Here is a 26796-nt window from a genome sequence, read left to right on the forward strand (position 1 = left end):
GGAACATGAATTTATTCAAATCATTTAAATCAGTTAAAACGACGGTGCTTGCAGCATCGCTCATATTAAGCAGTCCATTTGCACTGGCCGATATTCACTTTTTAGTACCCGGTGGTCCTGGCGGCGGTTGGGATACAACAGCACGTGGTGTAGGCGAAGGCTTAGTAAAAGCAGGTATTGAAGATAATGCCTCTTTTCAAAATATGTCGGGTGGCGGTGGTGGCCGTGCAATCGCATATTTGATTGAGTCAGGGACTAAAAAAGGCGATATTTTAATGGTTAACTCAACACCTATCGTGTTGCGTGCATTAACGGGTAAAATTCCGTATAGCTATCGCGATCTAACGCCTGTTGCCAGCATGATCGCCGATTATGGTGCATTTGTTGTACGTAATGATTCGCCATTTAAAACGTGGCAAGATGTGATCGCCTCAATGAAAAAAGACCCAAGCTCGGTAAAGGTAGCCGGTGGCTCGGCGCGTGGCAGCATGGATCACTTAGTTGCAGCGCAAGCGGTTAAAGCCGCAGGCCTTGATGGGCGCAGGTTACGTTATATTCCTTATGATGCAGGCGGTAAAGCAAAAGCTGGTTTACTATCTGGCGAAGTTAACTTGCTTTCAACGGGTCTAAGCGAAGCGTTAGAAGTGGCTAATGGCGGTCAAGCACGTATTTTAGCTGTGACCTCAGGGGATGCACTACCTGATTACCCTGAAATCCCAACACTTAAATCACTAGGTTATGACATGGAATTTGTGAATTGGCGTGGCTTTTTTGCAGCTCCCGATTTACCAGCCGACAAACTGGCAGAATACACTGAAAAATTACGTAAGCTACAAACAACACCTGAGTGGGAAGTGGTCCGTGCGCGTAATGGTTGGTTAAACCTGTTTCAAGAAAAAGATCAATTCATTAAGTCACTCGAAGCACAAGAAGCACAGCTCAAAGTCGTGATGGAAGAGCTTGGTTTTATTCGCACATTACGTTAATCGAGGCGCCAATGTTGAACCGCGAATTACTAGGGCCAAGTTTATTCTTGGCGCTATTTACCCTATACGCCATTATTGCATGGCAAATTCCGTTACTCCCATTTGAAGAGTATGAAACAGTGACCTCAGCCACCTTACCTAAGGTGTATGCGGCATTTGGTATTATTGTGTGTTTACTGTCGATAGCAGCAACCTTGCTAAAGCCAAAAGAGCAACCAAGTGATGAGCAGCAAACACTTGAAAAATCGAATGTACTGCGCACAGTGGCATTGCTAATTTTAATGGTGTTATACAGCGCTATGCTAGAGCCAATTGGTTTTTTACTCTCAACCAGTGCGTTTTTGTTAATAGGCTTTTTTGTGATGGGCGAGCGCCGTAAAGCAGTTTTATTACTGGCCTCAATTCCTGTTGCTGTGGTGTTTTGGTTTTTAATGACCCAAGTGCTGGGCATTTATTTGGTTCCTGGCAACCTGTGGAGTTAAGTTATGTTTGATGGAATTATGCTGGGCTTGTCGACCGTACTCGACTGGAACAACTTACTTTATGTGATCATAGGGTGTTTTGTTGGTACTTTTATCGGCATGTTGCCGGGCTTGGGCCCTATTACCGCTATTGCATTGATGATCCCCATTACTTACAGCATTGGTGCTGATTCGGGTATGATTTTAATGGCTGGAGTGTATTACGGCGCAATATTTGGCGGTTCAACCTCGTCTATTTTAATAAATGCACCAGGGGTTGCTGGGACCGTAGCGTCTTCCTTTGATGGCTACCCACTTGCAAAGCAAGGCCACGCTGGTAAAGCATTGGCAATTGCTGCTTATTCCTCCTTTATTGGTGGCACAATTGGCGCAATATTATTAATGGTGGCCGCGCCGCTGTTGGCAAAAGTGTCGCTGAGCTTTCAATCTCCCGATTATGTCGTGCTGATGTTTTTAGGTTTAACAGCAATCGCAGCATTTTCAAATAAAGGGCAATTTTTAAAAGCCATGATGATGACCGTATTTGGTCTTATGTTGGCAACAGTCGGTATTGATCCGTCCTCAGGTACTGAGCGCTTTACTTTAGGCCAAGCTGATTTACTTGATGGTATTAGTTTTTTATTGGTGGCTATGGCAACTTTTGCTCTGGCTGAAGCACTTATTAATGTTACACGTCCGGAGAAAAAAGACGTTAAGGGCATTAATGATTCAGACACACCACAAATAGGCTCAACCAAATTAACTAAAGAAGAAATTAAAGATATAGCCCCTGTTATTGGTCGCTCGTCTATTCTTGGTTTTATTGTAGGTGTATTACCGGGCGCAGGTGCAACGATTGCCAGCTTTATGGCTTATGCAACTGAGCGAAACTTAGCGCCTAAAGGCCTAAAAGAGAAATTTGGTAAAGGGTCATTGCGCGGTTTAGCAGCGCCAGAGTCTGCCAATAATGCAGCATGTACGGGATCATTTGTACCATTACTGACATTAGGCATCCCAGGTTCAGGTACAACTGCGATTATGCTCGGTGCATTAATTGCCTACGGTATTCAACCGGGCCCTATGTTAATGCAAGAAAACCCTAGCGTGTTTTGGGCGGTGATTGTAAGCATGTACTTTGGCAATATTGTGCTACTTATTTTGAACTTGCCGTTAATCCCGTATTTTGCAAAAGTACTGGCAATGCCAAAGTCTGTTTTGACTGTGATGATTTTGTTCTTTAGCTTAATTGGCGTGTATCTCGTCTCCTTTAATACTTTTGATTTATTTATGATGGTGGGCTTTGCTATTGTCGCTTTAGTCTTGCGGTTACTGGCTTTCCCAATGGCACCATTACTACTAGGCTTTATTTTAGGTGACATGATTGAGCGTAATTTCCGCCGCTCTATGATGATTTCTGACGGCTCGTTAAGCTTTTTGTGGGAGCGCCCGCTGACATTGAGTATTTTTGTTATTTCAATATTAGTGTTGTTATTCCCATTAAAAGACTTTATAACCCAGCGTCGTGCAGATAAAGCCGCGCTTAAAGTGAAATCAGAGCATGCATCGTGAGGTAGGCTGAGGTAATGATGAAATACACCAAAAAACTAAATCCATTGCAAAGCATGGTTAAAAAGCCCAAGCGCTTAGAAACGCGATTAATTATTTGGGTAACCGGGTTATGCGTACTTCAAGCATTGATGTTTGGTGGATTGGTGTATCAGATTACCGCGCAAAGCTTAAACGACCACATAGGTGATAAAGCCCTTGCGGTGGCGACCAGTATTGCTGCGAGCAACAATGTTGTTCAAGCATTAAATAATCCGCAAAAATTAACCGCTATCAATCAAGAGATCGAAAATCTGCGCCAGTTCACTGGCGCAGATTTTATTGTTATAGGCGATAAAAATGCCCATCGAGTTGTTCACCCAGATAGCAATAAACTCGGTAAGCGCATGGTTGGTGGTGATAGCCAAGCGGCCTTGCAGGGAGAGCGTTATATCTCCATTGCTAAAGGGAGTTTGGGAGAGTCAATTCGTGGCAAGGTGCCTGTGTATGATGCGCAGGGGGATATTATCGGGTTGGTGTCTGTTGGTTTCTTGGTGCAATCGATTGAACCTTTGATTCAAGAACGCATTGTAGAGGTGATGATTTGGGGAGTTTTACTGGTTATTTTGAGCATTATAGCGGCGGTGCTTATTGGGCGGCGCGTTAGAAATGCCATATTTGGTTTACAGCCTGACGAAATTGCGCGGTTATTCTCAGAGCAAGATGCCATTTTAAACACCATGCGCAGCGGTGTCATAGCTCTAGACCCCGATGGTCGAGTGCGCAAATTAACCCAAAGAGCTTGCGAGATTTTAGACAAACCTACCGCCTGTATAAATCAAGATTTAATGCTAAGTGACTTACTCCCTGAGCATGCTGAGTTCTTGCTGCGTAATCAACGTCGTAAAATGGTTGGTTTTGAACTGTTTGCAGCGGATAAACGCTTGGTATTGTCGCGGTTTTCATTGCAAGTACAAGGTCAGGCAGATGGCATATTATTAACATTGCGTCCTGCCGATGAGCTGGAGTATTTAAGTCAGCAATTGACTAAGGTACAAGCGTTTGCAGAGCTTTTACGTGTACAAACACACGACTATTCAAACAAATTAAATTTAATTGGCGCACTGATCCAAATGGGAAAGAGCGATGAGGCAATTGAGCTGATCGGCCAAGAAAGTCAAGGCTCGCAAGCACAAATACACCATTTGTTAGAGCATATTCAAGACCCCGTGCTCGCAGGTTTGTTGGTGGGTAAATACCACAAAGCGCGCGAACTCAATGTTACGTTGGAATTAAACCCAGATAGTCTACTCGGTGCAATAGCCCGTACCGAGATGCTCGAACGAGTGGTATCAATACTGGGTAATTTGATCGATAACGCCATTGATGCAGCAATTAGAGCAAGTAACGAACGCACACCGTATGTAAGAGTGACCGTTGATGAAACCAGTAAAACGCTGTTATTCGATGTAGAAGACAGTGGTTTTGGTGTTGGCGATGATCACGAAGTGATATTTACGCCACAATACAGCTCTAAAGCCGGGGCAGAACACGGTATTGGTTTATATTTAGTAAAGACCAATTTGGACTCCTGTGGAGGGAGTTTAGAAATTGGTGAATCAGATTTAAAAGGCGCACGACTAAGCGTTTATATTCCTAAATAACGTAATTTAGGGTAACAAGCCGTGGTAAAGCAAATAATAATAAAACGAAATGCGGCACATTAGCAATGCTAAAAATGAGTAATAAACAATGACATATTCAGTAGTTATCATCGAAGATGAAATAGAAGTCGCACAACTTTTGGCGCAATACTTATTGCTACCAAATGGTGTGGCGGGTAATCAAGCTGCAAGGCAAAGCCAGCGTCAAGGCCAGTATCAGGTTGTGGGTATTGCTGCAAACCTAAGCACGGCAACGGCCTTGTTGCATGCGATAGAGCCAGACCTTATTCTACTCGATATTCATTTACCAGATGGCAATGGCCTTGAGTTATTAAGTGACTTACGCCGACGTGCAATAAAAAGTGATGTTATGTTGCTTACTGCAGCCAAAGAAGTCGAAACTCTTGAAAAGGCCATGCAGCTTGGTGCCTGTGACTTTTTAGTTAAGCCGCTGATGCTCAATCGCCTTGATCAAGCATTGGCGCGTTTTGAAGCGCGTCAACGTTGCCTATCAGACGCAGACGAAGTCACGCAATCTATGGTGGATACGTTATTTGGCTCAAATGAGCAAAGTAAAGCGGTGGTAAGGCTCCCTAAAGGGGTTGATCAGCTTACGCTGAAAAAGATTATGGATGCATTTAAAAATAATCAAAAAACACCATTTACTGCCCAGCAAATGGGCGATTTAGTGGGAGTGAGTCGCTCTACAGCAAGGCGTTATCTTGAATATTTACTAGAGGCTGAACAAGTCAGCGCCGACCAAAGCTATGGCAGTATTGGTCGGCCTGAACGTTGCTATAAAATGGGTTAGTGATGTGGCAAAGCGCTTAGGTTAATCTCTGGCGCTTTGCTTGCTGGGCGTTGCATACGAGAAGGCAAACGTGGGTATATTGAAAGCACACATTTACCTTTACTAGAAAGAGTCAATATTCCCCAGAAAACTGGTTAAAATTGACCACGCAATTTACGCGCGTATTTCATGGCGTAGTAGGCAGGGCATCTTCATAAGAAAGTTACTGTGAAAATCTACACAGAAAACGGCGAGCAAATATAGGTAACTGCGAAAAGTTGCTGGTATAAAGTTAAAAGTCCCCAGTAAAAAGTTAAAACTGCAACTATGCAGTCATTTTCATGCGTGTAATTTAAGCTTAAGAGGACAAGTAACTCATTTAATGGGTGAAATGAAAGTAACGCAGCAGTAAAAGATAAACTCATAACCTAAAAAGTAAATTTAAAGGAGCAGCTGTGTTGGTGCTATTAAAGTGGCTGTCTAGTTTATAGTTTACTGGCGAAGACCTTCGTGCACGTTTTATTGAAAAGTAATCTATCGCTAAGCTGTTTAAACGAATAAAAATAGTTGGCTTTTTCTTGTGAATTTAACATTGCAGTATGGTTACAGTATGGTTGTTTAGTGTAATATTTGAGCTGTATAATATACGCCGTTTTGGGGGGGGGGTTATAACCCCCCCCAAAAAAAAGGTGCTGTTCAATACGCTTTTTTTTGATTTATGCCTATCTTCTTAGGGAAGTGTTTTTAATAAATGGGCAAATAAGGAAATTAAATATGTTAAAAAAAATATTCATGATCTTGCTTTTCTTTTCTCAATCAGTGTTTGCTGGAGATAAAATAGCAACGACTTGTCATGGTTGTAATTCCAATGATATGAAGATACGAGCTGGAAATGTAGGCTGGGGTGAGCACGGACAAACAATAAATGTATTAGATTTTACACAATCAAAAATTGAAACTTATGAAAACTACACAGAATGGGATCAAGAGCACGGGTATGTGAGTCATCGTGAAATTATTAGAGTTAAAACCTCGGAAACGGATAAAAAAATATTTCAAGAAGTTAGTGATGCCCTTAATGAATTAGGAAATAATACATCTTCAAGCATAGCCCCCCCAGATGTCATTAATAACGTCTGGGATTTGCCAAATTATTCTAGAAATAAAAATAATTTAACAGACTATATTAAAGATCAACTTTGGGTTAGTTCAATAACAATCGAAGCAGTAAAAGATAAAGCTAGAAAATTAGGTTTTCTATCTGGTGAGTTAAACAAATATTGGTTACCTACTGCTAATGGAGGAAAGGTACTTTTTTCTATGAAGATAGATGGGGGAATAATTATTATAGAACTTCTGGAAGCAAGAGATAGTGACAATAATACCGTACCATTTAAAGTAAGTGATATTGGAACATACAAATTTAACAACCATAGTAATATTGGGGCTGCATCTGGTGCATTTTCAAGATTTGGGTTTTCTACAAGTATTAGAGTTGGCGCAGTAACAATTATAGACTGCGACAGTAGTGGGAAGTGCAGGCAAGTACCACCACCTAAATCAACAGATTAAAAAACAAAAGTGAAAAGGTGACACCCATTCTAAAGTTTGTATTTTTTATATTTTTCACTAACTTTTAATTAGTGTAAAATATAATCAGGGTGTCACATGGCAATTGCAAGAAAGCGTCAAGTAAGTTTGGTTGATACAAAGTATTATCACTGTATTTCACGTTGCGTTCGTCGTGCTTTCTTGTGCGGTGAAGACCGTTTTACAGGGAAGTCTTTTGAGCATCGCAGAGGGTGGGTTGAAGACAAACTGCTCAGTCTAGCCAAGGTATTTTGTATTGACGTTTGCGCTTATGCGGTAATGAGTAACCACACGCATTTAGTGCTGTATGTTGATGATAAAAAAGCAGAGCGCCTTAATGATAAAGCCATTATTATCCGTTGGCATAAACTCTGTAAGGGCACCGTGCTCACCAATAAATACATTCAGGGTGAAAAAATTAGCGACGCCGAGCGGTTCTTTTTAGATAAAACCATTACCGAATACCGCGAACGCTTAACCAGTATTAGTTGGTTTATGCGACAGTTAAACGAAGATATCGCCCGCAAAGCCAATAAAGAAGACGGGTGTACAGGCCGATTCTGGGAGGGAAGATTCAAATCACACGCATTATTAGATGAAGCCGCCATAGCTGCATGCATGGCCTATGTCGATTTAAACCCAATTAGAGCCAAAATGGCGAATACCCCAGAAGAGTCAGCCCACACCAGTGTACAAAAACGCATTGAAAGTGCAAAGGACGGCAAACAACCCAAACAACTCCTGCGCTTTGCAGGGATGCCCAGGCAGCACATGCCCAAAGGATTACCGTTTGAGCTAAAGTCTTACTTAGAATTAGTAGAGCTCACAGGGCGATGCTTGCGTGAAGACAAACGCGGCCACATTGAAGAGGCGAACTTACCACTTTTAGCGCGCATCAATATCTCCCCTGAAAACTGGTTAAAACTCACCACACACTTTACCCGCGTATTTCATGGCGCAGTGGGTAGACCGTCATCACACGCAGGTTACTGCGAAAATTTAAACAGAAAACGACGCAGCAACCTCAGCAACTGCGAAAAACTACTGGCGTAGTGTTAACACTCATTTAAAACTAAAATTGCTCTTCAAGGGAAAAGCGTATGTGCCCGCAATGTAGACTCCTGCATTTTTGAATTTAGCCAAATTCAGTGAAACCGTGTTTAGATCGTGATTATGTCGAAAATGTTCACTTACTGATGACTTCAAGCGATGTGTTTGTTGTTTTGCTTCCAATGAATGATTGCGATGGGTGTTAACTTAAGTTTTCAAGATGCGCATAAAGTTTTTGCTAATGCCGATGGTGTGGATGGAACTGGAAATAATGCACCCATATCAAGGCATACAATAAGTTCTTCTCGTACTGCAAGAGATAGCTTACGTGTGATATCTTCTCAAGCACGTTTACTAAGAACACCAGCTGAAATTACTAGTTATAACCGCAATTGGCTAAAAAATTCTGCGTATAGGTTTGAATGGTCAGTTTCTAATGCTTCAAGGAAATAGAATGTCAAAATATAGATTTTTAGCTCTATTATGTTTAATAGTTAATTCACAGGTATGCTTTTCAAATACGATTGAAAAACCGCCTAAAGCTATTGAAGCTGTAGTATACACTATTTGCGATTTGGTATATTGCAATACGAGTGTTGTTTTAAGAAATAATACGGCATTTGAAATTAAAGTAATTTCAAATTATTTTGATGAAACTCATTTTACTGAACATGCTTTTAAGTTTTATAGAGCAAAAGACGTGTATGCAACGAATAATCCGTTTGACAACCCATTATCGTTTAAAAATGTAGAGTTTTCGCCACTTGAAAGAGATGTAATATTTAAACCTCTTGAAGTCAAAACTTACACTACGCTAATAAAAAGAGATAGATTGAATTTTGAAAAAGGTATTGAGTACGTTGTTTTTTCGGTAGTTATGGATGCGCAATATGTGATAGATCAAAAAAAGTCAATATTCACTTCATTGCTTAGTAAGTTAGGAATAGTTGATGATTTACTTACCTTGCCTGATGATTAAACTAAGTGCTATTTATAGGGACGGGCCTTGCATTTTGCAGACCTGCCTCATTCTAAAGAATTAAGGAAAAGAAAAAACAAAGAAATAAAACAAAGATGACACCCATCCTAAAGTTTGCTTTCGGTGAATAATTAAGATGGGTGTCAACTTAAATTCGCACTCTAAAGAATTAAGGAAAAGAAAAAACAAAGATGACACCCATTCTAAAGTTTGCTTTCGGTGAATAATTAAGATGGGTGTCAATTTAAATTCGGGTCTAGGTAAAAATTCAAATAGCTTTGTGGATAGTTATAAAGATGCGAAATCAAGAATTGACTAAAATTTTATTTATACCAATATTAATTGCTATTTTTTTAGCTTTTTTCTTTATTGAATCTTATAAAGAAAAAGAAAAGTGCAGGTTAACGTTGGCTAATTTAAACTCATTTTTTGAGCTTAGTAACTCTCCAGTAAAAAAAGGTGCAAATATTATAAGTGATGGTTCTTACTTTGTATTTAAGACAGCAGGTGGAAATTCATTAATGTATTATTTACTTGTTGAAAAGAAAAATCGCTTTGAGTTGCATGAGTTCTTTCAGTTTGGAGGGTGGAAGTCTCAAAATTTAGAGGTTGGAGAAGGTCGATTGATTTTTGATAAGTTAAGAGCTCTATCTACTGAACCAGCTAGTGAGTCTAAATTATTTCATAGCTCTTGTGCTGTAACTGAGTATAGAGATGAAAACTCTAAGGTATTGAAATATACAAATGAATCACATCCTGTCTCAGTAAAGATAATTAATGAAATCTTTAGTAAAAGAGAGAGCGTCTTTAATCAGGAAGAGCACCTTTTCCGGATGAAAGATAGTCAAATTAACTATCTGAATAAGGATGTTTTCGCCGAGCTAGGAGAACGGTGAAAACAGAAATGAGGTGAATAGAGAAACAAAGATGACACCCATCCTAAAGTTTGCTTTCGGTGAATAATTAAGATGGGTGTCAACTTAAATTATTATAAATGGTAGTTCAGTGAGTGGTCTTATACACGAGATTTCACATTCATTTGGCGGGGAGCATCCGAATGGAGGTTACCATTTTAATAAAAAGGATATTAGTATTCGTGCTAATAATGCTCGGTATCGCCCTTTTTATACAGACACTCAGGCGTTAGACAGTCAAAGGTTAGATAGAGCTGCTCTATATAAAAATGTTTATACACTTGATTTTGTGCTTCAAAATAAGAGGTTATAAGTGATTGATAAATTAATACTGTTGGGGGGGGCTATTTTATCATCTCACACTATGTCCAGCATGGCTGCTGAACATAGTGTTGATTTGTATAATAAGGTCTATATTGATGTGACTTGTTCAGTGGTTAAAGGCATTGCTACTTTAAAGTTTCACAATATGACTGGCACCTATGTAAATATAGAAGGTGCAAATGACAAGTTCGGTATTTGGGAGTCGGATGCCATTAAAGTTGTTCAAAAGAAATCATATTCAGAGCATTACACACGTTGGGAATATGCTAGAAAGAACAAGTTTTCTAGTTATGAAGATAATGACCCTATATCGAGTTTAGTCCTTGCTCCATATTCAAAGCGAGAGTTTGATATTTTTTATGATAAAGAATTTGAATTAAAATCAGGCGACGAATACGTGTTATACCTAACATTTTCTGCTTATATAAATAGTTATCCGCTCGACTTTAAAGTCTTTAGGTCCAACAGGCTTTTGACCTCAAGCGATAATTGCTACTGATAGAATTAAAATGAGGTGAAGAAAAGTGAATAGGGTCAGGTCTTGATTGCTGATGCTAGTGGTAAGCTTGAGCAAACCATGAACTCTGATGTGTTTGGTGCACGCCGTGATGCCAAAACATGGGCGGGCGTATTTACGACCCTATTCTTGGGCGCTTCTTACAAGCAGAACCCATGGTGCAAGGGGGAAACAAAGATGACACCCATCCTAAAGTTTGCTTTCGGTGAATAATTAAGATGGGTGTCAACTTAAATTATTACAAAGATCCAACTTCTGCGGATTACAAACGAATTGCGTATAACTATGGTTATAATGCGAGTATGGACATGGATGCGGAGGCATTTGCTTCAGTTGCTGAGAGTCTTTCTAAAGATCTAGAAGGTATGGTTTCTAAAATGAATTCTATGGGAAGAGATGACTTCTATCATTATAAGACTGGAGGTAGTGACTTTGCTGAGGCTGGCTCTACTCAAATCGGGTTTTCTAACAATTACTTTAAGAGTAACCTTCGATATGGTGATGTTCCTCAAACTACAATTATTCATGAAGTATCACATTTACCAAGTTTTGATTATGGTCATGTGCATAATGGAGATACCAGTTTTGGCTCAAGGATTAAGGATATAAAGGCTCTTAATTCTGTAGCTCATAGATCGTTTTCACCGAGTAAAAGACAGTCTGCTATTTCTCATTTGAGGCACAACCCTTATGTTTTAGAACATAGTATTATGGGGAAAAATTATGTTGATTAAAAAACTAGCTATTGTAACTTTGATGATATTCACATGTTTATCTTGTGCTAAAAGTAGGGCAGTCGATGTTAAAGTCAATTTAAGCTGTAACTTTGAAAATGAAGAATTTAATTTATTAGTAGGCTACAGTAATAACAATTTAAAAGATTCAAGAAAAATAAGATTCAATACTGATTTCAGTGGGTTAGCTTTATTTAAATACGATGAATATAAGCAAGCCATTAACACTGGTAATAGAAATAGTTTCATGAAAATTTTTTTAAAACATCATGAAAAAATAACTCCTTTCGAAGTTGAAATTAAAGCCGGTGAAATCTTCATTATTGATATCCCAATAGAGAAAATTTATAAATTAACCATTTCAGAAGAGGAGTATATAGTTTCGCTTATGGAATTTGTGAAAATAAATAGTGAGTACAGAGAGTTTTCAAGTAACAGCCTGGTTATATCTAAATATGGATGTTTTGAAGCATAGATTAAGCTTTTAGAAATAGGAAAAAGAGTGAATAGGGTCACCCATTAGAAAGTTCCGGTCAAGCAGGCAGCTGTGTTTTCTTGATCTTTTTATTCAAAAAACCAAGTGTTGTTACTTTTTAAACTCACTTTAAATATGACTATACATCCAGTAATGACGTCGATTGGTGTGAATATGCACGATGGTTTGAAATAATGGGGTCAGCTTTTTCTTTTTGCCTTTACTTAAAAACTAAAAAGCTTATTTGCCCCCTTGATTTCGGTTAATAACCAAGCCACCACTCGCTACATGCTAGACGACCACTTAGGTTCAACCCATGTGATTGCTGATGCCAATGGTAAGCTTGAGCAAACCATGAGCTTTGATGTGTTTGGTGCGCGCCGTGATGCCAAAACATGGGCAAGGGATTTCAGCGACCAAGCGAAATTTACCAGTAAAATCACCTTACGTGGTTATACCGGTCACGAGCAAATGGACGAAGTGGGGCTGGTACACATGGGCGGGCGTATTTATGACCCAATCCTTGGGCGCTTTTTACAAGCAGACCCCATGGTGCAAGCACCTGAGAATATTCAAAACTTAAACCGTTACTCGTACGTGGTGAATAACCCGCTGAACAAAACCGACCCAAGTGGGTATATTTTTGCGACCTTGGTGGTTTGGGCATTACAAGCAGCGATTGCCAATGGCATAGTCACAGGGGCAGCAGCCACGGTAATAGGTGGTATATTGACGGCTTATGAGTATTATGGTTATGCGAAAATGGCGATAGGGATTGCTCAGGCGATAGATGGTGGTGGGACAGCCATGGCCAACTTTGCGGGTGGGTTTGCAAAAAGCTTTGCAAAAGGGGCCGCTGTTAATTGTATGTTGAATATGGCAGCGGGAGCTGGGTGTGTACCCGAGTCTTCAGAGTCTCCTAAAGAGCAAGCTACCACCAAGACTGATGGTGGAAATGAAACACCTTCACTTACAGTAGAGGAAGGAGCTAATAAACCAAGTAATTCAGGAGGCAGGGGGGTCAACTTCACCAGGAAGTGCGCCTCAGAATGGATTTTCGGTTGATGGCAAACAAATTGCTGAAATGCAGAGAAATCCAGAATTATATCATGCTACTTTGCAAAGTATAAAAGATTTAGCTAGTGATTTGGACGTATCAAGTATATTAGGTGGTGATAATTGGAGTGCTTTTAAAAATGAGATTAACGATCATTTACCTGATTTTAGTATTGGTTTAGCCGCTATTAGAAGTAACTACTTGGAAAGTCAAAGTAATGTTTATAATGCTTTCATAGATACAGCTATTACTGCATCAGCAGTTTATTCAGGAGCTGGTTTAATAGGAAAAGGAGTTGGGCGATTATCATTTATGTCGCGAACTGAAAGATCGGCAGTGTTTGGCTTAGTCGGAGAGATTACCACATTAACAAATGCAACTGTCCGACCAACTAGTTTGATAGATTTAGCTCCAGCAGTAATGCAAAGTTCAAGGTTTTTTAAGGGAAAAGGAATGAAAATACCTTTAATGGGTTCTGGAAAGCCAAGAATGAAAGTTAGACTAGATGGGAAGTATGTAATTGAATAGTCGACCTGATTTCTTTAACAAAAGTGCGATATTACAATCAGTTTTAGTTATATCGCTTTTTTTATTGGCTGATTTATACCTTTTAAATTTTGATAAGTTTGAGATCGGTTATTCAATTAGCTTTTACTTAAAGTTTTTTGTTGTGTTTATATACTTGTTAGCGACGGATAAATTTGATTCATTATTTTTAGAGAAAAATACAGACTTAACTTTAGTACTCGATATTTCAGCGCTCTATTTTTTAATTTGGTTACTAGTAACTGAATTTATATTTGAAAAGCAAGAGCTTTCAAAATTAATAGGTTTGATAATAGTCGTTTTACTATTTGGCTCTGTTTCTTTTTTTATTGAGGTTATAACTAGGCTTAAAGGAACCAGATTGGCTTTTTTAAATTTAATAATAATACTAATAATTGTAATTATTATTTTTTCAGCTGCTTTTTTATTTTTTTTCGGTGACTGGGCTTGGGGGATAGTCTCGCCTTATGAATGGTTCGAAAGCTACTAAAAAAGTGTTAGGGTTAGGTCTTGCATTTTGCCTTTTATGAAATCTCAAGGACAGGTCTTATAGTTTGCAGACCTGTCTCCTTCTAAAAAAATTAAGGGAAATAATGAAAAAACTATTAATTTTATCGGAAAAGAAAAAACAAAGATGACACCCATCCTAAAGTTTGCTTTCGGTGAATAATTAAGATGGGTGTCAACTTAAATTTTTTGGGGGAACTATAATAATTGGTGCACTAACGGGCTATCGTGCGCATTTAATAGTTTTAAACATAAGAAGGATTAAATTTAATGAAAATTTCATTTAAACTTTTACTTTTGATGCTTTTATTTTTAATTCCGGCCTGTAGCTATGAGGTTGATACAGAAGGTAGTTATAAGTCTTATCGCTATTACAGAATAGATGGTGAGGTATTGGAAATAAATCTTAAAAGTAAGATTGTTTTAGAAGGGAGTGGTGTAAATTCATTGTCAAATTGTAATATTGATGGGTTCAGAAAGTGTTTTATTTTTGACTCGACAATAATTGCCATTCCGAGGGAAAGTGTTTTACCAAGCGGAAGTTTTGAGAAGTATAGTTCAGGTAATGTGTTAGGTGGTAGGTTGAAATATAATATAACTAAAACTGAACTAGATCTTGGTGGTAATAACTATTCGGGCTTCTTCATAACTATTGGAGAAAGACCAAAGTTAATAGATGAAGGAAAGGTCTATGGTTCTTACTTCTATAGCTTAGAGCATGGGGTATTAATATTTGAGCATTATGATTATGTAAGCGATGACTATACGAAAATAGGTGATAATCTTTTTTTAATTTCTCGAACTTTATGGAGTGATGAAGGAATTAGATAGAATGAGTGAGGTATTTAGGGTCAGGTCTTGCATTTTGTCTTTATGTAATTAGTGGCAAAAAACAAGACCTGACCCTGAGGGACTGGTGCATTCGGTCGCAATCGTGAGAAACACACTATTATTGATGGCACAACCTATAAAGAAATATGGGCTTTTAGAATAAAGTGAATAGGGTCAGGTCTTGAATCTTGCCTTTTACAAAATATTAGGAACAGGTCTTACATTTTGTTGACCTGTCTCATTCTAAAAAAATTAAGGGAAATAATGAAAAAACTATTAATTTTATCGTGTTTTTATTTTTAAGTGACACAGTATTTGCTTGTAACCGGGCGTCAGGAAAATCGATTGTAAACATTCGTGTAAGGCCAGTTGTCGATTACGTACTATAGTATATTTGTCGCTTGAAGGAGCGACAAATATGCGGATTGGACAAAACGCGACGTTGAAATAACTTTAATTGTTAGGCAAGGCGTTTAAGTTTACCTCAGGCGCTTGACTCACTGGGCGTTCAAATTCGCTGTGTAATTTAGTAGGTCCTGTAAAAAAGCCGGTGTTGCGTAAGTAAAACCCCGTATTCTCAGTGCCACCTTGATAGTCCATTCTCGATTTTTTAGCGGCGGTTGCATCATAGGTAAAACGTGCTTTAGTTAGTGCATGCCACTGCCCTTGGGTGTCTCTAAGCCATTGATTGCTATAAAGCGCTTTGCGTTCAAACTGGCCTGCATCAGGGATAAAGTTTTCTAAAAAGCTGTGTGGTCTTGTTACATATGTATTGGTACTTGGGCGTCTAAATGATGCGATAAATAGCCATTTTGCAGCAATAGGATCATAAAAGTAGGCGCTGTAATCAGTATGATTGGCAAGATTGTTAGTCGGATTAACTTTAAGTAAAAAGCGATAGGTTTGCTCTGCTTGCCATGGGAAAACGAGGTAACTTTGACCCCCAGAGCCTTCGTTACCAAATTTACCTGTGTAAACATCTTTGCCTTTAGCAAGTTGTTGAATACGCATTTCCACAGGGATAGCAGCAGGGTCATCGGTATGAAAAGGACTCCACACTGAAAATAATACGCGCCGTTCAGTGGCTGAATTAACTTGAATGCCAAAGTAGCCTTCTGCAAAACCATTGGCCATAAAATAAGAGCCTTGCTTATCGTAGCCTTGTGGCACAGTCAGCTCTGAATAAAACCATTGATAGTTTTTAGTGGTATCAGCTACTGGGTAGTTTAAATGCACAGATGGCCCACGACGACCCCAATAAATATCATCTTTTACATATAATGGGGCAGCAGCGTCTTTATTTAGCGTGACAATAACCCCTTGAATATCAGCAAAGGTGTTGCTGCTGCGAGTTAACCCGCTAAGCGTGAGTTGCTGATAGCCGACATCAGCTGGGTTGAACTTCCCAAGATCGATGTCTTGAAATTGTTGGTTTGTGAGTTTAATAATTTGGCTGTGCTGATTAAAGTCGACTTTTAATTGACTGTTGCCATCGGTCACTTTTACACGTAATTTTAAATTAAAAGGGGTTTTTGTTGGCAGGTAAAAGTAGTGATTTATTGGTATTGTGGGGTCTTGCCAATGCGTAATCCCTTCATCGCTGATAAGTTCTTTGTTTTCTTTAATGCTATGGCTGGTGGCACTATTGCCATAACTGGGAATGAAGTAGTCAGTGGTTTGAGTCGCCGTTACAAAGGAAGAAAATAAGCTCCCTATTAATGAGGCAACAAGTAGTAAAAATCTCATAGTGTGTTCCATAAAAAAAGCGCCGATAAACGGCGCTAATCAGCTTAAAATGATGCCGAAAAGCCCAAGCTAATCGAGCGACCATAGCGCGCCAAGCGACGAATCTGTTCTTCAGTTTTAACATACGACCATTGTCGTTCGTTTGTTAAGTTAGTTACGCTTAAATCAACGCGCATTTTTTCAGTAATGTTGTAGCTAGCACTAAAATCAAATTGACCATAATCAGCCGCCCATTCTGGGCCGCCCCATGCGTCTGGGTATACAAGGTAATCGTCGCGCCAGTTATAAGCAATACGCGTTTGGTAATCACCTTTCTCATAATAAATAACCGCGTTATACGAATGCTCAGACATTCCTACAAAAGGAAGGTCGTTTAATTCTTCATCGTCATAGCTACTATCTGTAAAAGTATAGTTTACTTGTACGCCTAAGCCATCAAAGGGGGCTGGGAGTATTTCATCAAAAGATTGTTGATAAGCTGTTTCAAAGCCTAAAATAGTTGCGCCTTTTTCTGATGTAGGTGAAATTTTAGTAAAAATAGGGCCGTCTACTGCAACGCCATCTTTAAAGTAATTACCTACTTGTGCTGTGCCTACACGGCCACGGGCTATGACAGACTCTATGTCTTTATAATAAGCTGCAAATGTGAGTGCGCCATAATCAGAGAAGTACCATTCAATAGTGGTATCAATCTGATTTGCTCTCAGTGGTTTGATACCTGGGTTAGAGGCATGGTATTCAGCATTATTAAAATCTAAATAACTGTACGGTGATAAGTAACCAAGGTTTGGCCGTGTGATCACTTTTGCGGCACTAAAGCGGTACAATAAATCATCGCGTAAATTAAGTTTGAAGTTTAAGCTAGGCAGTACATCCGTGTAGCTTTCTTCTGTGGTTGAGCGTGCATAATAATCGTCAATATCACCATCAACACGGTAGCTTAATGCGCCATCTTTTTCAGTCACATTATAGCGAACATTTTCAACATCAAAGGTGTAACCATCCGATGTTACATCGGTTTTAATAACCCGCACGCCCATGTTCAGTGCAAACGGTAATTGGCCTAAATCGCCTTGTAGGTTTGTTTCAACAAAGGCGGCTAGGGTTTGCTCTGTTAGTGCAAATGAATCTTTAGGGCTGTTTTTTGCAACAATTTTATCTTGAGCTGCTTGTGGGTTGATTGTTTCATAAAAAGCATACAGCTTGTCGTAATCAAAGCTTGCCCATGGATCAGGGTGTTTGCCGGGTTCGCCATCTAAGAAGTTATCAAAATTAGCAGGGACTAATACATCAGCAGGTAAGCGGAATAAATTTAAGCCGCCAAGCTCTTCTACACTTGAGTCATCAAAACTATCGTACTCAGAGTTTTTAAAGTAAGCGCCGCCGTTACTAAACATTGAGGCATTTTTAGATTTAAATACGCTGCGCTCTTTAGTTTGTTTACCGTAATGTAGACCAAATTGCACATCTTTGACGAGTTCAAACGAAGGGATGTAAGTTGCTGCTAGGCGTACTTCTTCGATTTTGTCTTTAACATCAGTGCCGGAGTTGTAGCTGTAATGTGCGCCAAAAGGTTGCTCAGAACTAAGCGCTGGTGTCATTGTTACATCTGGTAGCATATTACTGCCGGTTTGGTCGATAGTGATACCATCAACAAAGCCACGCGCAACAATAAAGCGGTTATTACCGTTACTCACATTTTTTGCTTGTGATTGTGAAATATCTAAATCAACCGTTAAGCTTTCTGTGGCATACCAAACTGTATTAAAGCCCCATTGCCATGTATCGGTATTACGCGGTACAGATACATTAAGCAGTTCTGCCATTGCGCCATCAACTAACTCTACGTAATTTGCATTGCCATCATCATTAAATTTTACTTCACCGATTGCCGGAATGCCGGGAGTCCATGATTCGTCATAGGTGACAAATGAAATCTGATATTGTTCGCCATTGGTTTCGTACTGTGAGTACATGCTATCAAAGTTCACATCAAACTTGTCAGAGGGGCGCCATTGTAGCGCTAGGCTTGCGCCAAGGCGTTCACGGGTATCTTGCCAGTTTGAATAACGTACGTAGCCTGGAATGATCGAGGGATATGATTGCTCGTTATCTTCAAGTATACCGTTACCATTGCTATCGATTGGAATACGAACGTCTACATTTTCGTCTGGATCATAAAACCCTTGGCCTTCATAAGAATCTGCTCGTTGAGTACGCTCAGAATAAACCGCGGTAAATAATGCGCCAAAGGTATCGTCAAAAAAAGTATCGCTAATCAAAAAGGATGCTTGTGGGTTTATATCACCCGTACGCTCTTCATAAATACCTTTTGCACTGCCAGATAAAGTAAAACCGTCTAAATCGAGAGGTTTACGGGTTTTGATATTGATGACAGAGCCAATGCCGCCTTCTTGTGTTTTACTTTGTGGGGATTTATATACTTCGAGGGATTGGACTATTTCAGGGGCGATTAAGTCAAAATTAAAGTTACGGCTGGAATGCTCTGATGCCATGCGCCGACCATTAACGGTGGTTACGTTATAGTCACCACCTAAACCTCGCACGGTAACATTTTGGCCCTCGCCACCGTTACGGGTAATCGCAATCCCCGTCATCCGTTGCAGTGCCTCTGCAATATTTTGATCGGGAAACTTACCAATATCCTCTGCTACTATGGCATCCATAACCCCAACGGCTTGTTGTTTTAAATACAGGGATTCCTTAATACTTGAGCGAACACCTCTGACTTCGATTACTTCTACCTGCTCGGTCTCGGCTTCTTTTTCCTTTTTTTTGTCTTCTTCAGCAGCCAGCGTAGCACCACTGAAAATGGCACTCATGGACAAAAACAGGGTGGACAGTTTTAATTGTGCTTTCATAATAGTTACCTGTATTTTACTTGTTGATGGTTATTTTTTATTGGTTTATTACCAAGCGTGTTGGGTGTCTTTTTCCAGTACGCTTGGGGGAAATCACGAAATAATGCCAAGTGGCTTTGCTTGCTGCCAAAGGCCGCGAGTGAAATCAGGGAAGTCCTTGCTGTTACTACGATCAGCGACAGACTCTACTGATAATGGGAAAACAGCAGACCATGCGGCTGCGTCATACACATCTTGATCAAGTGGTTCGCCGTTGCGCAGGCAAAACACAATGCGCCAAAACATTAAAAAGTCCATGCCGCCATGGCCGCCGTTACGTTCAGCCTCAGCGCCCATTTTTTGCCAGAGCGGGTGATCGTATTTGTTATACCAATCAGCCATGTCGTAATCCCACTCGTGGTAGCTTTTACTGCCACCTTGCTCAAGTGCGATCCGATTTGGAAAGCCTGCAAATGCGCCGTTAGTGCCTTGAATTAGGTTGTGACGAGAGTAAGGGCGTGGCGTGGTGGTGTCGTGTTGCACCATAATGCTACGACCTTTTACTGTTTTGATAATGCTGGTGTTCATATCACCCGCAATGTAGTTAAGCTTATTGCGGCTATGATCTGCGGGAAATTCTTTTTTAGCGTAGGCGGCGCGCCCTAATGATGGCGAGCTCATTGAGCTTATATAGTCAAAACGGTCGCCACGGTTAATATTCATATACTGGGACACTGGGCCTAAACCATGAGTTGGGTATAAATTACCATCAACAGCTGCGTGCCAAGGGGTGCGCCAAGAACCTGTTTTATGATCAATTTCTTTCATCTGCCAGCGAAGTTCATGAATGTACGCCGCTTCACCGTGCAATAACTCTCCAAAAACCCCTTGGCGAACCATATTAAGCACCATGAGCTCGTCACGGCCGTAGCAAACATTTTCTAACATCATGCAATTTTTTTGTGTGCGCTCAGAGGTATTAACAAGTTGCCATGCTTCTTCTACTGTCACGGCTGCGGGCACTTCAACAAAAGCGTGTTTACCGCTTTCCATGGTATCGACAGCCATGGGGGTGTGCCATTGCCACGGTGTTGAAATAATGACAATATCAATGTCTTGGCGTTCTAACATACGCCTATAATCGAGGTCACTTTTACCGTAGGTATCTGGTTTTTTAAAGCCTTTATCAACAACAACTTTCACAGCTCTGTCTACTACGGCTTGATGGGTGTCACAAATAGCTTTTATCTCAACGCCATCAAGATGACAAAAATGTTTTACAGCGCCAACTCCGCGTTCACCAACCCCAATAAAGCCCACTCTTACTACATCCATTTTTGGCACTGTTAAGCCAAGGGTTGAACGTCCTTGTTGCGGCGTTCTGAGTATTGATTTGGGATTTACTGTCGAAGCACAGCCTAAAGCTGCGCTTGTTGCTGCAATTGCGGCCATTGATTGTAAAAACCGTCTACGGTTGAGATCGCCCATGACATTGCCCTTATATATTTATTATTTGTGAATTCGCTTTCGTAGGCTTTTATTTGTACACCCAAGAAAACATCAAAGCAAGATAAAAATCTTTCATTTACTTTCATTTGTGGCGGTGTGTAATTTTAATTTTCATTTAAGTTGTTTTAATTCAGTTGTTTGGTGTTATTTATTGTTAATAAATAAAAAATGTAAATAAATTAAATTGAAAGTAAGTGAAAGCTGAGTACAATGAATGAAAGTAAATAATGAAAGAGAGCGGGCATGCTTAACACTATCGAAAGACGTCATGAAATTGTGCAATTAGTTTGCAAGCAAGAACGCGTACAGGTTCCTGAGCTTGCTCAGCTGTTTGGCGTATCGACGGTTACTATTCGAAATGATTTAAATGAATTGGATGAAAAAGGTTTGTTGGTGCGCTCTCGCGGTGGTGCTGTGATGAGTAATCGCCTTACGCAAGAGTTGTCATTAAAAGAGAAGCATGACGCAAATCGCGGAATTAAAGAGCGGCTAGGCAAATTTGCTGCAAGCTTAATTAAAGATGGTGAATCGATCATTTTAGATTCAGGGACCACAACGGAAGAGGTCGCTAAAAATTTAACCAATCACCATGGTGTCGTGGTGATGACTAACGGGTTGAATGTCGCACATTCGCTGTTGAATGCACCATCCGTTGAAGTATTAATGACTGGTGGCACGCTACGTAAAAAATCATTGTCATTTTATGGCCGCCAAGCTGAGCAGCATTTGCAGCAGTACCACTTTGATAAGTTGATTTTAGGTGTTGATGGTTTTGAAAAAGATGTGGGGATCACGACGCATTTTGAATTGGAAGCCTTATTAAACAGAGTGATGTGCGAAGTATCGCGAGAGATCATTGTTGTTACCGATTCCAGTAAATTTAACCGTAAAGGCGTGCATAAAATTATAGCCGCCAGTGAAGTAAATGTATTGATAACAGACAGTGGCATTCCAGCTGAGATTAAAACGGCCATCGAGAATGCGGGTGTACAGCTACACATAATTGACCTTTGACTTTAGTCATAACTACAAAAGATTAACCAACATAGAGGCTTGCAATGACGATATTACAGCAATTAATCGCAGCGAATAAACGCGGTGAAAAACAAGGTATTTATGCCGTGTGTTCGGCGCATCCATTGGTGCTTGAAGCCGCCATATTGCAAGCCAAGCAAGACAGCAGTTACCTACTAATAGAAGCGACTGCTAATCAGGTTAATCAATTTGGCGGTTATACCGGCATGTTGCCTACTGATTTTATAGCATTTGTTGAGCAGCTAGCGACTGAGCAGGGGTTTGCGGTCGATAAACTGATCCTAGGTGGAGATCATTTAGGCCCAGTGTGTTGGTGTGACGAGGATGCTGGATCAGCGATGCAAAAGGCTGAGCAGTTAATTGCTGGTTATGTGGCGGCAGGGTTCAAAAAAATCCACCTAGATACCAGTATGCGCTGCGCTGATGACGACGCAATTTTAGCAGATGAAACGGTGGCAATACGTGCGGCGCAGTTGTGTGCTGTGGCTGAAAAAACAGCCGTTGATACATTTGGTCACAGTGATTTGGTGTACGTGATAGGCACTGAAGTCCCCCCACCAGGTGGAGCAGATGAGCATATTGACACGCTCGCTGTTACGCAAACTGCCCATGTTGCAAGTACCTTAGCGCTGCATCACGATGCATTTTTACAGCTCGGTTTATCATCTGCATGGCAGCGTGTAGTGGGATTAGTTGTACAGCCGGGGGTTGAATTTGATAATACCCAAGTATTTGATTACGACAGCAGTAAAGCACAGCAACTAAAGCAGTACATAACAACCGTTGAAGGTATTGCCTTTGAGGCGCATTCAACGGATTACCAAACGTCGGTGGCATATCAGCAGCTAGTGAATGACCATTTCGCGATTTTAAAAGTAGGCCCTGAGCTTACATTTGCGCTACGTGAAGCTTTATTTGCATTAAGCCATATTGAAGATGCGCTCATAGGTACTGAACAGTGCTCGCATTTACGCACTGTAGTTGATGCCGATATGCAGCAGTTTCCAAAAAACTGGCAGCGTTTTTATCAAGTCGAACAATCACTGCAGCAGCTATATCGCCGCTTTAGCTTTAGTGATCGTATTCGTTATTATTGGGGCCAGCAAGGCAATCAAAATGCGGTTGAAACGCTATTTAGTAACTTACAAAAACAGTCGATCCCCTTGCCACTACTAAGCCAGTATATGCCGTTACAGTATCTAGCTGTACGTAATAAAACACTTCAGAACAACCCTAAATCTTTGGTACTTCATCACATAATGCAAGTAACCAGTCGCTACGCAGATGCGTGCTTTAAACAATAATAGACGTAAGTGAGGTAGCAATGTCGAGTTATTTAGCAATTGATGAAACGCTTTTAGAAGCTAGAAATAGTGCATGGACAGCAAAAGAAATTATGCAGCAAAGTGGCTGCTGGCGAGAAACACTCAGCTTGGTAAGTGTTGTACGCAAGCAATTAGATGCTTGGCTTGCAAATGTGTTGGATAAGCCTAATGCGCAAATAGTTTTTACTGGGGCCGGTACCTCTGCGTATGTTGGCGAGGCGGTTGTTGGTTACTTAAACCAACAGTTAGATATTCCATGTCTCAGTATTAGTAGCACCGAGCTAGTGGCTTGCCCGCAGCAGTATTTACAAAAAAATAGGCCAACGTTATTGGTCTCTTTTGCGCGCTCAGGTAATAGCCCTGAAAGTGTTGCTGCTGTTGATGTAGTGAATAACTATGTAAAACACTGTGCTCATTTATTTATTACCTGTAACCCTGATGGCGCACTGAATAAGCAAGCGGCGCAGGATGAGCACTATTTCTCGTTATTGATGCCAACACAAACACTTGACCAAAGCTTTGCAATGACCAGTAGTTTTACGTCGATGCTGGTGGCAGGCTTAGCGGTATTTAGCGATGTGGATAATGCCGTTTTAACGATGGCTGACAGTATTGATAAAAATATTCCGAGCAAGTTAACTCAATTAAAAGAGTTGGCTGAGTTGCCAATGCATCGGCTGGTGTATTTAGGGGCTGGGTCATTAAAAGGGTATGCGCAAGAGTCGGCGTTAAAGCTATTGGAGTTAAGTGCAGGCCAAGTAATGGGGTATTTTGAATCCCCGCTTGGTTTTCGCCATGGGCCAAAATCATTAGTTGATGATAAAACGTTAATCGTCTTATTTGGTTCAAATAATAACTATACAAAACAATATGATATTGACCTACTTAATGAGCTGCAAAGCGATAATAAAGCGATTGCAGTGCATACATTAACCTTGCCAAGTGAGGCCTCTGCTGAGCAGTTAGATGATGTCTTTAATGGCCTGTATTATATGGTGTGCGCACAAATAATATCCTTCTATAAAGCGTGGCAACTAGGTATTACGGTAGATAACCCATGTCCAACCGGTGAGGTAAACCGAGTGGTGCAAGGGGTGACTATTTATCCATTCTCACAAGGTGATATTAATGACTAAGCAGTATATTTATGGCATTGATATTGGCGGCAGTAAAATTGAACTTGCGGTATTTGACGCTTCATTAAAACAACTAGAGTCATGGCGTATTGCAACACCGCAAACGAGTTACCAAGATTTTTTAACTGCGTTAGTGGAAATGATTTCAAGTGCAGATCATAAATATCAGTGCTGTGGTGCAGTAGGTATTGGCATGCCAGGTATTATTAATGCGAACCAAGAGGTTTTATCCGCAAATGTTCCTCATGCAACAGGTCAAAATGCAGCGCAAGATTTAGCAAAATTAATAAACCGGCCTGTCGCCATTGAAAATGATTGCCGCTGTTTTGCACTTTCTGAAGCAAAAAGCACGATTGGTTTACAACATACTCGTGTGTTTGGTGCAATTATTGGTACTGGGGCCGGTGGCGGGTTATGCATTGATGGTGAGCTGTACAAAAGTGCGCAAGGTATTGCTGGCGAATATGGGCATTATTCACTTTCAGCAGTGCTACAACAAAAATACCAGTTGCCTATTTTAAAATGTGGCTGTGGTTTAACAGGATGTGTTGAAAGTTATATCGCTGGCCCCGGGTTAGCGCGAATCCATTGGCACTTTTCAGGAAAAGAACTCACCACCTTTGAAATTGTGGAAGGCTTACGAAAAGGCGATGTATTTTGTCAGCAGAGCTTTGCATGTTACTTGGATTTAATGGGGAGTACCTTTGCGGCAATCATTATGGCGTATGACCCTGAGGTAATTGTGATCGGTGGTGGTATGTCATTAGTTAACGAGCTAGTAAGTAACTTAGAAGAGGCAATAGTACCGTATGTTTTTGCTGATATTCGCGTGCCAAAAATTGTGTTAGCTGAGTTTGGTGATGCTAGCGGTGCCCGTGGCGCTGCAATTTTAGCTAAAGCGCAAGTTGGAGTATTATCATGACTGAGCCAGTCTTTTACGTTAAGGCAGAGACTATATATTGCCAAGAGACCGTACTGAAAGACCACCTAATGTTAATTGATAATGGTCGTATTAGTGACTTTACAGAAAGCCCCAAAGCGGATGTGCCAATTCATGATTACGGTGATGCTGCGATTATTCCCGGTTTAATTGATTTACACATTCATGGTCGCGAGGGCTGCGATGTCATTGATTGTAAAATGAGTAGCATTGAAACAATTTCATGCTCACTTGCAGAGCATGGAGTGACGGGGTTTTTAGCGACAACGGTAACGACTGACTGGCAACAAACCCTTAATGCGATGGCTATAATTGGCCAAGCATATACGCAGCAACCTAGTGGTGCACAGGTTTTGGGGGGGTATAGCGAAGGCTTGTTTTTTAGTGAAATACATAAAGGTGCGCATAACCAAGATTATTTTTTAGAATTATCGCAGCCGCATTTAGAAGCGATGATTAAGGCGGCCAACGGTAGCTTAAAGGTGGTGGCATTAGCACCTGAAAAACCCGGTGCCAATACGCTGATCCAATACCTTACAGCACAAGGTGTTAGAGTGATGTTAGGTCATTGTGATGCCACTTATGAACAAACGCAGCAGGCGCTTGGGCATGGTGCATGTGGTGGTGTGCATGTATTTAACGGCATGCGCGGCATTCACCATCGCGATCCAGGTTGCGCGGGGGCGGTATTAATGGATGACAATGCGCTGGTGGAGGTTATTGCTGATGGTGTGCATCTTCATCCTACTATTTTAAAGTTAATTTATAGACTCAAAGGCCCGCAAAAAATCGCGTTGATCAGTGATTGTATTAATGCAGGTGGGTTAATTGATGGACAATATAAATTAGGTAAAATGGATGTTTTTGTTCACGATGGCGTGGCGAGAACGGCATCGGGCTCTTTGGCTGGTAGTACGCTAACGCTGGAACGCGCTGTTAAAAATATGCACCTATTAGGCAGCGTTGAACTACGTGAAGCGATAAATATGGCCAGTATTGTCCCTGCACAATTTCTTAATATTGAAAGCCAAGTTGGTTCTTTAGCGAGTGGTAAACAGGCTGACTTTGCTGTTTTAAAAAATGATTTCAGTATTCAAGCTACCTATGTGAAGGGTCGCCAATGCTTTTTTAGGGATGCTCAAAACGGCTAAAAAGCACGGCTTTAGTGTAGCTATTGGCTTCAAAACCCATAGAAAGTGAAATATTATAAAATTGATTGCATTTTAAGCGACATGTATGGTGATGTTCGCTATAAGTAATGCTATACTCCCGCC

Annotated in this window: 24 protein-coding genes and 1 pseudogene; 22 read left to right on the forward strand and 3 right to left on the reverse strand. The window is 40.5% G+C overall.

The window, feature by feature from the left end:
- The first annotated feature begins 5 nt into the window (after positions 1-5).
- The 17 genes and pseudogenes from A7967_RS09310 (at position 6) to A7967_RS09405 (ending at position 14970) form a co-directional block, all read left to right on the forward strand.
- Positions 6-986 carry a Bug family tripartite tricarboxylate transporter substrate binding protein gene (locus tag A7967_RS09310; RefSeq protein ID WP_054205880.1) on the forward strand — a complete coding sequence of 327 codons (981 nt, stop codon included), beginning with the start codon at positions 6-8 and terminating at the stop codon, positions 984-986.
- Positions 987-997: 11 nt separating this feature from the next.
- Complete coding sequence (locus A7967_RS09315; protein WP_054205881.1) at positions 998-1468, forward strand: tripartite tricarboxylate transporter TctB family protein; 471 nt, start codon at positions 998-1000, stop codon at positions 1466-1468.
- Between the two features lie 3 nt (positions 1469-1471).
- Entirely contained in the window at positions 1472-3016 is a 1545-nt protein-coding gene (locus tag A7967_RS09320; RefSeq protein ID WP_054205882.1) for a tripartite tricarboxylate transporter permease, read from the forward strand.
- A gap of 17 nt (positions 3017-3033) precedes the next feature.
- Positions 3034-4656, forward strand: coding sequence for an ATP-binding protein (locus tag A7967_RS09325; protein ID WP_054205901.1), 1623 nt, complete (start codon positions 3034-3036; stop codon positions 4654-4656).
- An 88-nt stretch (positions 4657-4744) separates the two neighbouring features.
- A complete protein-coding gene (locus tag A7967_RS09330) occupies positions 4745-5467 on the forward strand; it encodes a response regulator (RefSeq protein ID WP_054205883.1) in 723 nt (240 codons plus the stop codon).
- A 39-nt stretch (positions 5468-5506) separates the two neighbouring features.
- Positions 5507-5736: pseudogene (locus tag A7967_RS23335) on the forward strand (hypothetical protein); the annotation flags it as partial.
- A 484-nt stretch (positions 5737-6220) separates the two neighbouring features.
- Positions 6221-7018 (forward strand): hypothetical protein, encoded by a 798-nt coding sequence (locus tag A7967_RS09340; protein ID WP_054205885.1) that lies wholly within the window; start codon positions 6221-6223, stop codon positions 7016-7018.
- A gap of 96 nt (positions 7019-7114) precedes the next feature.
- Complete coding sequence (locus tag A7967_RS09345) at positions 7115-8089, forward strand: transposase (RefSeq protein ID WP_054205886.1); 975 nt, start codon at positions 7115-7117, stop codon at positions 8087-8089.
- Positions 8090-8540: 451 nt separating this feature from the next.
- Complete coding sequence (locus A7967_RS09355; RefSeq protein WP_054205888.1) at positions 8541-9065, forward strand: hypothetical protein; 525 nt, start codon at positions 8541-8543, stop codon at positions 9063-9065.
- A 296-nt stretch (positions 9066-9361) separates the two neighbouring features.
- On the forward strand, positions 9362-9961 hold the full coding sequence (locus tag A7967_RS09360; RefSeq protein ID WP_054205889.1) for a hypothetical protein: 600 nt from the start codon (positions 9362-9364) through the stop codon (positions 9959-9961).
- A gap of 331 nt (positions 9962-10292) precedes the next feature.
- A complete protein-coding gene (locus A7967_RS09370) occupies positions 10293-10802 on the forward strand; it encodes a hypothetical protein (RefSeq protein ID WP_054205891.1) in 510 nt (169 codons plus the stop codon).
- A gap of 236 nt (positions 10803-11038) precedes the next feature.
- Complete coding sequence (locus A7967_RS09380; protein ID WP_054205893.1) at positions 11039-11554, forward strand: hypothetical protein; 516 nt, start codon at positions 11039-11041, stop codon at positions 11552-11554.
- Complete coding sequence (locus A7967_RS09385; protein WP_054205894.1) at positions 11544-12029, forward strand: hypothetical protein; 486 nt, start codon at positions 11544-11546, stop codon at positions 12027-12029. Before A7967_RS09380 ends, A7967_RS09385 begins: the two co-directional genes overlap by 11 nt.
- Before the next feature lie 252 nt (positions 12030-12281).
- Positions 12282-13094, forward strand: coding sequence for an RHS repeat domain-containing protein (locus A7967_RS09390; protein ID WP_064435642.1), 813 nt, complete (start codon positions 12282-12284; stop codon positions 13092-13094).
- Between the two features lie 19 nt (positions 13095-13113).
- Complete coding sequence (locus A7967_RS09395) at positions 13114-13614, forward strand: hypothetical protein (RefSeq protein WP_054206955.1); 501 nt, start codon at positions 13114-13116, stop codon at positions 13612-13614.
- Positions 13607-14122 carry a hypothetical protein gene (locus A7967_RS09400; RefSeq protein WP_064435643.1) on the forward strand — a complete coding sequence of 172 codons (516 nt, stop codon included), beginning with the start codon at positions 13607-13609 and terminating at the stop codon, positions 14120-14122. The genes A7967_RS09395 and A7967_RS09400 overlap by 8 nt, the downstream gene beginning before the upstream one ends.
- Positions 14123-14409: 287 nt before the next feature.
- Positions 14410-14970 (forward strand): hypothetical protein, encoded by a 561-nt coding sequence (locus A7967_RS09405; protein WP_054205316.1) that lies wholly within the window; start codon positions 14410-14412, stop codon positions 14968-14970.
- Positions 14971-15423: 453 nt separating this feature from the next.
- On the opposite strand, the gene A7967_RS09410 is transcribed toward A7967_RS09405, so the two are convergent.
- From A7967_RS09410 to A7967_RS09420, 3 genes are all read right to left on the reverse strand, one after another.
- Entirely contained in the window at positions 15424-16716 is a 1293-nt protein-coding gene (locus A7967_RS09410; protein ID WP_231659042.1) for a DUF3472 domain-containing protein, read from the reverse strand.
- A gap of 44 nt (positions 16717-16760) precedes the next feature.
- The gene (locus A7967_RS09415) at positions 16761-19598 is read right to left on the reverse strand and encodes a TonB-dependent receptor (RefSeq protein ID WP_054205314.1); all 2838 of its coding nucleotides are present in this window, start codon (positions 19596-19598) and stop codon (positions 16761-16763) included.
- 93 nt (positions 19599-19691) lie between these two features.
- Positions 19692-21065 carry a Gfo/Idh/MocA family protein gene (locus tag A7967_RS09420; protein WP_054205313.1) on the reverse strand — a complete coding sequence of 458 codons (1374 nt, stop codon included), beginning with the start codon at positions 21063-21065 and terminating at the stop codon, positions 19692-19694.
- Positions 21066-21329: 264 nt separating this feature from the next.
- Here A7967_RS09420 and agaR point away from each other — a divergent pair, with 264 nt between their 5' ends.
- Genes agaR through nagA form a run of 5 tightly spaced genes read left to right on the forward strand, consistent with a single transcriptional unit; the run spans position 21330 to position 26673 of the window.
- Complete coding sequence (agaR, locus tag A7967_RS09425; RefSeq protein ID WP_054205312.1) at positions 21330-22100, forward strand: transcriptional repressor AgaR; 771 nt, start codon at positions 21330-21332, stop codon at positions 22098-22100.
- A 44-nt stretch (positions 22101-22144) separates the two neighbouring features.
- A complete protein-coding gene (locus A7967_RS09430) occupies positions 22145-23425 on the forward strand; it encodes a D-tagatose-bisphosphate aldolase, class II, non-catalytic subunit (protein WP_054205311.1) in 1281 nt (426 codons plus the stop codon).
- 20 nt (positions 23426-23445) lie between these two features.
- Entirely contained in the window at positions 23446-24582 is a 1137-nt protein-coding gene (locus A7967_RS09435) for an SIS domain-containing protein (protein ID WP_054205310.1), read from the forward strand.
- The gene (locus tag A7967_RS09440; RefSeq protein ID WP_054205309.1) at positions 24575-25504 is read left to right on the forward strand and encodes an ROK family protein; all 930 of its coding nucleotides are present in this window, start codon (positions 24575-24577) and stop codon (positions 25502-25504) included. Before A7967_RS09435 ends, A7967_RS09440 begins: the two co-directional genes overlap by 8 nt.
- On the forward strand, positions 25501-26673 hold the full coding sequence (gene nagA, locus A7967_RS09445; RefSeq protein WP_054205308.1) for an N-acetylglucosamine-6-phosphate deacetylase: 1173 nt from the start codon (positions 25501-25503) through the stop codon (positions 26671-26673). The genes A7967_RS09440 and nagA overlap by 4 nt, the downstream gene beginning before the upstream one ends.
- Positions 26674-26796 lie beyond the last annotated feature (123 nt).

Origin of the sequence: Pseudoalteromonas neustonica (assembly GCF_001653135.1) — a bacterium.
GTDB classification, from domain to species: Bacteria; Pseudomonadota; Gammaproteobacteria; order Enterobacterales; family Alteromonadaceae; genus Pseudoalteromonas; species Pseudoalteromonas neustonica.